General features: G+C 69.0%; 10 protein-coding genes. 6 read left to right on the plus strand and 4 right to left on the minus strand.

The features are described 5' to 3' along the window. Nucleotide 1 precedes the first annotated feature (1 nt). The 4 genes from yidC to rpmH form a co-directional block, all read right to left on the minus strand. Nucleotides 2-964, minus strand: coding sequence for a membrane protein insertase YidC (yidC, locus tag ACZ6QO_RS09125; protein ID WP_465849110.1), 963 nt, complete (start codon nucleotides 962-964; stop codon nucleotides 2-4). Between the two features lie 4 nt (nucleotides 965-968). Next, nucleotides 969-1,226, minus strand: a complete 258-nt coding sequence (gene yidD / locus ACZ6QO_RS09130; RefSeq protein ID WP_465849185.1) for a membrane protein insertion efficiency factor YidD — start codon at nucleotides 1,224-1,226, stop codon at nucleotides 969-971. 92 nt (nucleotides 1,227-1,318) lie between these two features. After that, nucleotides 1,319-1,711, minus strand: coding sequence for a ribonuclease P protein component (gene rnpA, locus ACZ6QO_RS09135; RefSeq protein WP_465849112.1), 393 nt, complete (start codon nucleotides 1,709-1,711; stop codon nucleotides 1,319-1,321). Between the two features lie 100 nt (nucleotides 1,712-1,811). Further along, the gene (gene rpmH / locus ACZ6QO_RS09140) at nucleotides 1,812-1,949 is read right to left on the minus strand and encodes a 50S ribosomal protein L34 (RefSeq protein WP_010849920.1); all 138 of its coding nucleotides are present in this window, start codon (nucleotides 1,947-1,949) and stop codon (nucleotides 1,812-1,814) included. 615 nt (nucleotides 1,950-2,564) lie between these two features. On the opposite strand from rpmH, the gene dnaA reads away from it, so the two are divergent. From dnaA to gyrB, 6 genes are all read left to right on the plus strand, one after another. Beyond that, nucleotides 2,565-4,757 carry a chromosomal replication initiator protein DnaA gene (dnaA, locus tag ACZ6QO_RS09145; RefSeq protein ID WP_465849114.1) on the plus strand — a complete coding sequence of 731 codons (2,193 nt, stop codon included), beginning with the start codon at nucleotides 2,565-2,567 and terminating at the stop codon, nucleotides 4,755-4,757. 593 nt (nucleotides 4,758-5,350) lie between these two features. Next, nucleotides 5,351-6,487 (plus strand): DNA polymerase III subunit beta, encoded by a 1,137-nt coding sequence (gene dnaN / locus ACZ6QO_RS09150; protein WP_465849115.1) that lies wholly within the window; start codon nucleotides 5,351-5,353, stop codon nucleotides 6,485-6,487. Between the two features lie 117 nt (nucleotides 6,488-6,604). Further along, nucleotides 6,605-7,549 carry a phosphogluconate dehydrogenase (NAD(+)-dependent, decarboxylating) gene (gene gnd / locus ACZ6QO_RS09155; RefSeq protein ID WP_465849187.1) on the plus strand — a complete coding sequence of 315 codons (945 nt, stop codon included), beginning with the start codon at nucleotides 6,605-6,607 and terminating at the stop codon, nucleotides 7,547-7,549. Nucleotides 7,550-7,735: 186 nt separating this feature from the next. After that, the gene (recF, locus tag ACZ6QO_RS09160; RefSeq protein WP_465849117.1) at nucleotides 7,736-8,980 is read left to right on the plus strand and encodes a DNA replication/repair protein RecF; all 1,245 of its coding nucleotides are present in this window, start codon (nucleotides 7,736-7,738) and stop codon (nucleotides 8,978-8,980) included. After that, nucleotides 8,970-9,488, plus strand: a complete 519-nt coding sequence (locus ACZ6QO_RS09165) for a DciA family protein (protein WP_465849119.1) — start codon at nucleotides 8,970-8,972, stop codon at nucleotides 9,486-9,488. The genes recF and ACZ6QO_RS09165 overlap by 11 nt, the downstream gene beginning before the upstream one ends. Nucleotides 9,489-9,833: 345 nt before the next feature. Beyond that, complete coding sequence (gyrB, locus tag ACZ6QO_RS09170) at nucleotides 9,834-11,777, plus strand: DNA topoisomerase (ATP-hydrolyzing) subunit B (protein WP_465849120.1); 1,944 nt, start codon at nucleotides 9,834-9,836, stop codon at nucleotides 11,775-11,777. The last annotated feature ends 1 nt before the right edge of the window (nucleotide 11,778 follow it).

The following is an 11,778-nucleotide window of genomic DNA, read 5'->3' on the forward strand; positions in this document are numbered from 1 at the left end:
GCTACGGCTTCTTGCTACCTGTGCGCTTGCTGCGCGGCTGCCGCGTGGGCTGCTGGCGAATGATCTTCTGTTCTGGCTCGGGCGGCGGCGCGTCGGCGGGCTCCTTGGCTTCGGCCTTCCCCGGCAGGATCTTGCTCAGCAGCCCTGGCTTGGGCTCGGGCGTCACCATGTTGCCCTTGGCGTCGACCACCGGCATCGGATGCCGGCTGTAGAACCAGTGTTGCTGACCCAAGGTCCACAGGTTGGTGGTGACCCAGTAAAGGATAAGCCCGAGAGCGAAGTTCAAGCTGAAGATCGCGAACAGCGGCGAGATGTACATCAGGATCTTCTGCTGCTGCGCCATGGGGTTGTCGGGCATCTGCGCCATGGAGCGCGTGACGCTCTGCCGCACCGTGAGGAAGGTGGTGGCGGAGCTGACCGCCACGAAGATGCCCAGAATGATCTTCGTGATGATCGGGTCGGCGCCGAAGGCGTGGATCTCGGCCGAGCTGGTGAAGAAGGTCGCCGGGATCGGCGCGCCGAAGATGTGGGCGGAACGGGCGGAGTCCACCATCTCCTGCGTCATGCCGTGCGCGGCCTTGTCCTCGGCGATCGACCGCAACACGGTGAAGACGGAGATGAAGATCGGGAACTGGGCCACCACGGGCAGGCAGCCGCCCAGCGGGTTGGCGCCGGCCTCCTGATAGACCTTCATGACCTCCTGGTTCATGCGCTGCTTGTCGTTCTTGTACTTCTTGCGCAGCTCTTGAACCTTGGGGGCGAGTTCCTGCATCTTCTTCGACGAGCGCATCTGCTTGAGGAAGAGCGGGAAGATCAGCAGACGCATCAGCACGGTGAGCGTGATGATGGTCAATGCCCAGTTCAGCCCGTTGTCGGGGGGAATGATGACGCTGTACGCCGCGTGAATCCACGCGATCACCGTCGCTACCGCGGTGTACAGCGGTTCCAGGAATGTCAGCTCCACCGAGCTAGCTCCCTTGCGTTTCGTCGTGGGACCGGACCGGGCGCGGAGGCACCGGGTCGTAACCTCCCGGGTGGAAGGGGTGGCAACGCCCGATTCGCCTGGCGGTCAGCCACAGCCCGCGCGGCGCGCCGTGGACGGCGATCGCCTCAAGGCCATAGGCACTGCAGGACGGTTCGAAGCGGCATCGCGGCCCAAGGAGGGGGCTTATGAAGGCTCGATAGAACCGGATCGGGGCGATGAGGACTCGAGCGCCCGCCGAAATCGCGGGGGGCCGCCCTGTGTCGACGGTCGCGCTCGGCGTGGGGATCACGTGCCCGCCCGCGTCCCGTGCTCTCGCCTCTGGATCTCCGTTGGTCATGCCTGTCCATCCGTCGCGGCCGGGCGATCAGACCGTCGGCCAGACGCCCGCCGCCCGATCAACCGGTCCAGCGCGACGTCCAGCTCGGCGGCGAGGTGCTCGCTTCGCGCCGACGCCGCCTGTGGATTGGCGCGTACAACAAGCAGGCTACCTCGCGGGAGCGCATGCAGGCGGTGCCGCATCAGGTGCCTCAGCCGGCGCTTGACCTGGTTGCGGACGACCGCGCCGCCGACCGCTTTGCTGACCACGAAACCCACCAGGGGAGGGTCGTGAGGATCACCCCGGTCGCTGAAGTGGGCGACCAGAGTGGGGCGACCGGCGCGCCTTCCTCTTCGGATCGCGCTCGCGAACTCCTCGGCCCGGCGCATACGGGAGGCGGACGGCAGCACGAGTGGACCTGCTTTCAGACCGAAAGGTGCCCGGGCACGCCTATCGCCCGCCGGTCAGTTCCGACGGGCGAGACGAACACGCACCGGGCGCTCGGCGCCGTCAGGCGGACAGCTCCGCGCGGCCCTTGCGGCGGCGGGCGGCGAGGATGGCGCGGCCGGCCCGCGTGCGCATGCGCAGCCGGAAGCCGTGGGTCTTCGCGCGGCGACGATTGTTCGGCTGGAAAGTACGCTTGCTCACGAGTGGGCTCCAGGCTTGAGTTCACCCGCACACGGTGCGAGCGATTGACACACAGGGCATGGCCTGTCGAATGCGTGGGCACGCCAAAATGCCGTCGCGCGACAAGCCGACCGTCGTACGTTACGGGGCCGGAAGGCCGTAGGTCAAACCGGAACGGCGCCTACGTGTCTCGCGAACCGGGCGGCCGTGCCGGCCCGCCGCCCCGGACATCGGGGCCCGTGCGCCAGGTTATCCACTATTCCACAGGGCGACTTTCCACCGCCTCCGCGTCATCCACAGTATGTGCACCACCTCGCCCCCAGCCTGCCACTAGGCTGTGGACAACGTCTTGAACAGGGATGTGCACAGCGCTACTGTCGGCCCTCCGGAACTTCCCTCCATCTCACCGATGTGCACGGAAGCGCGCCTGGAAGGTTGTGGACCACCAGTGGCCCCTGTGGACACTGTGTGGACCACATGTGGACCGGTTGTGGACCACCGAAGGCAGCCTGCGGACAACGCTGTGGGGACAGCCGCGAGGCTCGGCGCCGACGGAGCTTGCTCCGGAAGGCGTCCATGTGGAAAACAGATCGCGGCGAGCGTGCGGGGGCCGCGTTAGGGAGGAGGGGCCGGACAATGGATGGCGTCGACCTCGGCCCGTTGTGGGCCCGGGCGCTTGAGAGCTTCGCCGAGGGCAGCGTTCCGCCCCAGCAGCGCGCGTGGCTGAACATGACCCGGCCGTTCGGGCTCGTGAACGACACGATCATCCTCGCCGCCCCCAACGACTTCGCCAAGGACGTCCTTGAGACCAAGCTGCGGCCGCTGATCGCACAGGCGCTCTCGCAGGAGTTCGGGCGCCCGATGCGCGTGGCCGTCATGGTCGACCCTGTGGCCGTCGCCGGCGATCCCCAGGGGCCCGGCTCCGAGGGATATCCCCAGGCTCCCTCGCCCGGTTATCCCCATGGTGGACAACCGCAGCAAGGGTACGGACAGCCTGGCAGGCCGGGGTCGCCGGGCCAGCAGCCCTTCCCCGACCAAGGCGTGTCCACCGACTATCCACAGGGCAGGCCACAGGGGCAGCAGTACACCTATCCTTATGGGGGAAACCCCGAGGAGTCCTACGGAGGCGGCCCGGCGGGGTCGTCGCAGACCTACCGTCAGGATGGCTACCAGGGCCAGGCCGAGGGTTTCACCGGCCGCCCGGCTCAGCCCGGCCAGGTCGGCCAGCCCGGCCAGCCCGGCCAAGAGAAGGGGCACGCCTCCCAGCAGGAGCCGTCGGCGCCCCAGCCGTTCCCGCGCGGCGACGGGTCCCAGCCCTTCCAGCAGGGCGAGTCCGCACAGCCCTATTCCGGCGCCGACGGCCAGCAGTCGTTCCCGCGCGGTGAGTCGTCCCAGCCCTACAGCTCGCACAACGACGGCTCCCAGCCGTACTCGCAGGGTGAGTCCGCGCAGCAGTACGCGCGCGGCGACGGGTCGCAGCCGTTTCCCCGAGGTGAGAGCCCGCAGCCGTTCCCGCACGCCGACGGGTCCCAGCCGTTCCACCGCGCCGACGGCGCGCAGCCATATCCCCGTGGCGAGTCGGCGCAGGCCTATGGTCAGGGCGAAGGTTCCCAGCCCTACGCGCAGGGCGAGGCGTCGCGTCCTTATCCTCCACAGGGCGGCGGCTACGGTGGACAACCTCCCTACGCAGGCGCCCCCGAGAGCCGGCCGCCGCGTCCCCGCCAGGAGCCCGAGACCTATGACCGCCCGGTGCAGAACCGCTGGGACGGCCGGGGCGGCAAACCGGGCGAGCCGGGCAGGCTCAACCCGAAGTACACCTTCGAGACCTTCGTCATCGGCGCGTCCAACCGGTTCGCGCACGCGGCCGCCGTGGCGGTCGCCGAGGCGCCGGCCAAGGCGTACAACCCGCTGTTCATCTACGGTGATTCAGGTCTGGGCAAGACCCACCTGCTGCACGCCATCGGCCACTACGCGCAGCGGCTCTACGACGGCGCCCGCGTGCGGTACGTGAGTTCCGAGGAGTTCACCAACGACTTCATCAACTCCATCCGCGACCACAAGGCCGACGGGTTCCGGGCGCGCTACCGGGCTGTGGACATCCTGCTCGTGGACGACATCCAGTTCCTGGAGGGCAAGGAGCAGACGCAGGAGGAGTTCTTCCACACCTTCAACACGCTGCACAACGCCAACAAGCAGATCGTCATCTCCAGCGACCGGGCGCCCAAGCAACTGGTGACCCTGGAGGACCGGCTCCGCAACCGCTTCGAGTGGGGGCTGATCACCGACGTCCAGCCGCCCGAGCTTGAGACGCGCATCGCCATCCTCCGCAAGAAGGCCATCCAGGAAGGGCTCGCGGCGCCCGGCGACGTGCTCGAGTACATCGCCAGCAAGATCTCCACCAACATCCGCGAGCTGGAGGGCGCCCTCATCCGGGTCACGGCGTTCGCCAGCCTCAACCGCCAGTCCGTCGATCTGCAGCTCGCGGAGGTCGTGCTCAAGGACCTCATCACCGAGGACTCCAGCACCGAGATCACCATCGCGACGATCATGGCGCAGACCGCGGCCTATTTCGGGCTGTCGATCGACGACCTGTGCGGCAGCTCGCGGTCACGGGTTCTGGTGACGGCCCGGCAGATCGCCATGTACCTGGCGCGCGAGCTCACCGACCTGTCACTGCCCAAGATCGGCCAGCAGTTCGGCGGCCGTGACCACACCACCGTCATGCACGCCGAACGCAAGATCCGCTCACTGATGGCCGAGCGGCGGTCGATGTACAACCAGGTCACAGAGCTGACCAACCGCATCAAGCAGAACTCCCGTAACGCATGATGATCCACAGCCTGTGGATATCTCTGTGGATCAGCGCATGGTGTCGATGAATGGCCGAAATGCCCGGGCCGAACGGCGAACAAGCAAGCGTCCGGTTGGGAAAGTCCATGTCAGAGGCTGTGCACAACTCTGGGGACATCCTGGGGAAGACCTGGGGACTACTCGTGGATGAGCTGGGGACGCCCTGTGGGCGGTGCCCGAGCGCATGCTCAAGAGGGTCTCTTTCCCCGTGGATAACCGGTGGAAACCTCGTGGATGACCTGTGGGTGAAGACCCCGGAAACTGGGGATGGCCTGTGCGCAACCTTCGGCCGTCCCCAGGCAGGGCGCGGAAACCCACCGCCCACCCACAGGCGCGGTGGACAAAAAAGGGGTGCTGAGCTGGGAGGACACCCGACTTCCACAGTATCCACCCCCCCTAATGTGATGACCTGTATCTCTCTCTACTAAGAACTCAAGACCCATAGAAGGGTTCTCGCGGAGCTCCCGTGCGGGAGAGTGAACACTTGAATCAGCGGCGAGGAGCAGTCGAGCCGTGATCAAGTCCGCGAGCCAGGCACATCCACAGCCGAAGACGACAGGAGGCGGTTCGACGTGATGTTCCGTGTCGACCGAGACGTACTCGCAGAGGCGGTCGCGTGGACCGCGCGCAGCCTTCCCGCCCGGCCCTCGGTGCCGGTTCTGGCCGGCATGAGGCTGGAGGTCACCGAGCAGCAGCAGCTCAAGCTCTCGGGCTTCGACTACGAGGTCTCCGCCGAGGTGACCCTGGAGCTGCAGACCGGCGACCCGGGGCTGGTGCTGGTCTCCGGCCGCCTGCTCGCCGAGATCACGCGCGCGCTTCCCTCACAGCCTGTGGACTTCGTGGTGGAGGGCGCCAAGGCCGTCGTCACCTGTGGAAGCGCCAGGTTCACCCTGCTGACGATGCCCGCCGAGGACTACCCCTCGCTGCCCGCGATGCCTCCCGCCGCCGGCCGCGTCGGCAGCGACATCTTCTCCTCGGCCGTCGCCCAGGTCGCCGTCGCGGCCGGCAAGGACGACACGCTGCCCATGCTCACAGGCGTGCGCATGGAGATCGAGGGCGACACAGTGACCCTCGCGGCGACCGACCGCTACCGGCTGGCCGTCCGCGAGCTGAAGTGGCAGCCCGACCAGCCCGACTTCTCGGCCATCGCGATGATCCCGGGCAGGACGCTGGCCGACACCGCCAAGTCGCTGACCACGGGGGCCGAGGTCGAGATCGCCCTCAGCTCCTCCGGCGGCACCGGCGAAGGCATGATCGGCTTCTCCAGCGCCGGCCGGCGCACCACCACCCGGCTCCTGGACCCCGAGTTCCCGAAGTACCGCTCGCTGCTGCCGACGGAGTTCTCGGCGCACGCCGACATCACCACCTCGGCCTTCGTCGAGGCGGTCAAGCGCGTCGCCCTGGTCGCCGAGCGCAACACGCCGGTGCGCCTGGCCTTCCACGGCGGCGAGGTCGTGCTGGAGGCCGGCAGCGGCGACGAGGCGCAGGCGGTCGAGGTGCTCCCGGTCGACTTCGACGGCGACGAGATCAACATCGCCTTCAACCACCAGTTCCTGCTGGAAGGGCTCGGCGCGATCGACTCCGACGTGGCGCGCCTGCAGTTCACCACCTCGACCAAGCCCGCCATCCTCACCGGCGGCAAGCCTGTGGACGAGGGCGTCACTCCCGACTACCGGTACCTCATCATGCCCATCAGGCTCTCCAGCTAGGATCCCCTCGTCCACATCGATTGGACGGGGTGGGGCAGGGTAGGGCGGTGAGACGCATCGTCGATGATGGAGTTCTCAGAAAATCGATGATGGAGTTCTCGGCAAGGGGTGGCAGTGATGCAAATCGGCATGGTGGGGCTGGGCAAGATGGGCGGCAACATGGCCGAGAGGCTGCGCCGCGCCGGGCATGACGTGGTCGGCTACGACCGCCACCCAGAGAACAGCGACGTCGCCAGCCTCGACGAGCTCGTCCAGCGTCTTCAGGCGCCCAGAGTGGTGTGGGTCATGGTCCCGGCGGGTGACCCCACCAGGGCGACGATCGACAAGCTCTGCGCGGTGCTGTCGCCGGGCGACATCGTCGTGGACGGGGGCAACTCGCACTACCGCGACGACAAGAAGCACGCCGACCAGCTCGGCTCCCGGGGCATCGGCTTCGTCGACGTCGGCGTCAGCGGCGGCGTGTGGGGCCTGCAGAACGGCTACGCGCTGATGGTCGGCGGCGACGCCGAGCACGTCGGCCGGCTCATGCCGATCTTCGAGTCGCTCAAGCCCGAGGGCGAGGACGGCTACGTCCACGCGGGCACGGTGGGCGCGGGGCACTTCGCCAAGATGGTCCACAACGGCATCGAGTACGGCATCATGCAGGCCTTCGCCGAGGGCTGGGAGCTTCTGGAGGCCACCGACATCGTCACCGACGTGCCGGGCGCCTTCAAGAGCTGGCGCACCGGCACGGTGATCCGCTCCTGGCTGCTCGACCTGCTGGTGCGGGCGCTCGACGACGACCCCGACCTGTCGGAGCTCAAGGGCTACGCCGAGGACTCCGGAGAGGGCCGCTGGACGGTCCAGGCCGCCGTGGACCACGCCGTCCCCCTGCCGGCCATCACAGCGGCCCTGTACGCCCGTTTCTCCTCCCGCCAGGAGGACTCCCCGGCGATGAAGATGGTCGCCGCCCTGCGCAACCAGTTCGGCGGCCACGCGGTGGCCTCGGCCGAGGGCCAGCGCGCCAAGGGCGCCGACGCGCCGGGGGCCGACGTCACGCCTCCGGTCGAGGCGCAACGCTGACAGCGCCCATCGCCTTGCGGTGTCGGCGCGCCTGTCCGCGCCCGGCGGGCTCGCGGCGCCTCTGAGGCGGCACTTCGCCGGTCGGCGGGCACCGGTCGCGTGCAGCCGCTTCCGCGCCGGGTGCCCGGGAGCCGCCGTTGAACGAATGTGCGGATGTTGTCGTAGGGGCCCACTAACCTTCGTGGGGTGCATGTCGCCCACCTGTCGCTGACCGACTTCCGGTCCTACTCCTCCGTGGAGCTGGCCCTGGAGCCCGGCGTGACCGCGCTCGTGGGCCCGAACGGCCAGGGCAAGACCAACCTCGTCGAGGCCCTGGGGTATGTCGCCACGCTCGGCAGCTTCCGCGTCGCGACCGACGCGCCGCTCGTCCGCCAGGGCGCCACCCGGGCGATCGTCCGGTCCGTCGTGGTCCGCGAAGAGCGCCGCGCCCTGGTCGAGCTGGAGATCAACCCGGGCCGGGCCAACCGTGCGCGGCTCAACCGCGCGCCCGTGCCCCGGCCGCGCGACATCCTCGGCCTGCTCCGCACGGTGCTGTTCGCGCCCGAAGACCTAGCGCTGGTGAAGGGCGACCCCGCCGACCGGCGCAGGTTCCTGGACGACCTGCTGGTCGCGCGGGCACCCCGCTTCGCCGGCGTGCGGGCCGACTACGAGCGCGTGCTCAAGCAGCGAGGGGCCCTGCTCCGCAGCGCCATGCAGACGCGGCACGGCCGCAGGCAGAGCCCCCGCCGGCAGGAGGCCGAGGCCGGGTTCGCCGCGTCCGGCGCCGGCGACGCGCTCAGCACGCTGGAGGTCTGGGACGCCCACCTCGCCCGCCACGGCGCCGAGTTGCTCGCCGCCCGCCTCCAGCTCGTCGCGGCGCTGCGCCCGCTGGTCGCCCGCGCCTACGCCCTGCTCGCCCCCTCCTCCGCCCCCGCCGGCATGGAGTACCGCCACTCGTTGTCCACAGCGGTGGACGGCCTGCCCGCGGCGTCGCCGGAGCACCTCCCCGCGCCAGAGCCGTCCACAGAGCCGCGGACGGCGGTGCCCGGCCGTTCCGCCTTGGAGGAGGCCCTGCGCGCGAGCCTGCTGGAGGTCCGGCAGGCCGAGCTCGAACGAGGTGTCACCCTGGTCGGCCCGCATCGCGACGACCTGCTGCTGCGCCTCGGCGAGCTGCCTGCGCGCGGCTACGCCAGCCACGGCGAGTCCTGGTCGTTCGCCCTGGCGCTGCGCCTGGCCGCGTACGACCTGCTCAAGGCCGAGGGGGGCGACCCCGTGCTCATCCTCGACGACGTCTTCGCCGAGCTGGACGCGCGCAGGCGGCGCAGCCTGGCCGAGATCGTCGCGCCCGCCGAGCAGGTCCTGATCACCGCGGCGGTGCCCGAGGACGTCCCCGCACAACTGTCCGGCGCCCGGTTCGACGTCGCGGAAGGGAGCGTCACCCGTGTCAGGTGAGCCATCCGGAGTGCAGTCGCCCGACGTCGTCGCCGCGCGCGGCGCGGCCCTCGCGCGCGAGAAGCTCGCCCAGGCCAAGGCCGACGCCGCCAAGCGCGGGCAGCTTCCCCGGCGCGAGCCGCGCCGCCGCTCGGCGGCCCGGCGCGACGCCGGAGATCCACAGCTCTTCGGCCGGGCCATCCGCGACCTGCTGGCCGACCGGGGGTGGGAGGAGCCGCTCGCGGTCGGCGGCGTGTTCGGGCGCTGGCACGAGATCGTCGGCCCCGACCTGGCGGCGCACACCAAGCCCGAGACCTTCGCCGATGGCGAGGTGCTGGTCGTCGCCGACTCCACCGCGTGGGCCACGCAGGTGCGCCTGCTCGCTTCCACGCTGGTCAGACGGCTGAACGAGGAGCTCGGCGACAACACGGTCCAGCGGGTGAAGGTGCGCGGGCCGCAGAACGGTCCCCGGCCGTCAGGTGGGCTGCGCGTTACCGGCAGCCGGGGTCCACGTGACACATATGGTTGACGAAGGCCTCACAGCGTCGCCCGGAAGGCGGCCGCGAGGTGCTCATCCCCGGGGAAACCGATCAGAATCACGTTGGCGGCGGTGACCCCCCTCCCTCGTGGGGGGATGCTCACAAGGGCATCCAACGCCCGACAGGCCACCACAGCGGCCGTCAATGCCACCTGATGCGCTTCTGACCGGTAGAATGAACTCGGATTCCGGACACGTCCGCATGCGAGTCACCCCGGCCGCGCGCCGTTCCCCCATGGGTGGTCGCATCGAGGCACTCACGACGGTGACGGGCACGGCAGGGGCAGCCGCTTCATGGGCTCCCCGCCGCGTGTCCGCGGCAGGAGGATTTGGCACTTGTCCTACGACGCTAGCTCAATCACCGTTCTCGAAGGGCTTGAGGCGGTTCGTAAGCGCCCTGGCATGTACATCGGCTCCACCGGCGAGCGGGGTCTCCACCATCTGGTCTACGAGGTCGTGGACAACTCCGTCGACGAGGCGCTCGCCGGATACGCCGACCACATCGAGGTCACCCTCCTCGCCGACAACGGCGTCCGGGTAGTGGACAACGGCCGCGGCATCCCGGTCGGCATCGTCCCCGGCGAGCAGCGGCCCGCCGTCGAGGTGGTCCTCACCGTCCTGCACGCGGGCGGCAAGTTCGACAGCAAGTCCTACGCCGTCTCCGGCGGCCTGCACGGCGTGGGCGTCTCGGTGGTGAACGCGCTGTCCACCCGCCTGGAGGTCGAGATCAAGACGGACGGCCACCTCTGGCGGCAGTCCTACGCCGAGAGCAAGCCGACCGGCCCGCTGGTCAAGGGCGACGCGACCGACGAGACCGGCACCTCGATCACCTTCTGGGCCGACGAGGGCATCTTCGAGACCACCACGTGGAACTTCGAAACGCTGTCGCGCCGCTTCCAGGAGATGGCCTTCCTCAACAAGGGCCTGACGATCGTCATCCGCGACGAGCGGCCCGACCACGTGAACGGCGAGCCGCACGTGGTGACCTACCACTACGAGGGCGGCCTGTCCGACTTCGTGTCGCACATCAACTCCAAGAAGGAGCCGGTCCACAACTCGGTCATCGATTTCGAGGCCGAAGGCGACGGCATCTCGGTCGAGATCGCGATGCAGTGGAACGCCTCCTACAGTGAGTCGGTCTACACCTTCGCCAACACCATCAACACCGCGGAGGGCGGCACCCACGAGGAGGGCTTCCGCGCGGCGCTGACGACGATCGTCAACCGCTACGCCCGCGAGCAGAAGTTCCTCAAAGAGGGCAAGGACGACAACCTCACCGGTGACGACATCCGTGAGGGCCTCACCGCGATCATCTCGGTGAAGCTCGCCGACCCGCAGTTCGAGGGCCAGACCAAGACCAAGCTCGGCAACACCGAGGCGAAGTCGTTCGTGCAGAAGGCCTGCAACGACTTCCTGCGCGACTGGTTCGAGCGCAACCCCGGCGAGGCCAAAGAGATCATCAACAAGTCCCTGCAGGCCTCCCGCGCCCGCATCGCGGCCCGCCAGGCCCGCGACCTGACAAGGCGCAAGTCGCTGCTGGAGGCCGGGTCCGGGCTCCCCGGCAAGCTCGCCGACTGCCAGTGGACCGAGCCCGAGAAGTGCGAACTGTACATCGTCGAGGGCGACTCGGCGGGCGGCTCGGCCAAGGGCGGGCGTGATCCGAAGTTCCAGGCCATCCTGCCGATCCGCGGCAAGATCCTGAACGTCGAGAAGGCCCGCATCGACCGCGTGCTGAAGAACAACGAGGTGCAGGCGCTGATCACCGCGCTCGGCACCGGCGTGCACGCCGAGTTCGACATCAGCAAGCTGCGCTACCACAAGCTCATCCTCATGGCGGACGCCGACGTCGACGGTCAGCACATCACCACCCTGCTGCTGACGCTGCTGTTCCGCTTCATGAGGCCGCTGATCGAGGCCGGGCACGTCTACCTCTCCCAGCCCCCGCTGTACAAGATCAAGTGGGACAGGAAGGGCGAGGACGCCAGCTACGCCTACTCCGACCGCGAGCGGGACGCCATCATCGAGGGCGGCATCGCCCAGGGCCGGCGCGACCCGCGCATGCACGACGGCGTGCAGCGCTTCAAGGGTCTGGGCGAGATGAACGCCGCCCAGCTGTGGGACACCACGATGAACCCGGCGACCCGGGTTCTCCTTCAGGTCACGCTCGACGACGCCGCCCAGGCCGATGAGATGTTCACCGTGCTGATGGGCGAGGACGTCGAGGCGCGCAGGTCGTTCATCATCAGGAACGCGCGGGATGTCCGATTCCTTGACGTGTAGC

It is taken from the genome of Sphaerisporangium sp. NPDC049457, from assembly GCF_055586705.1.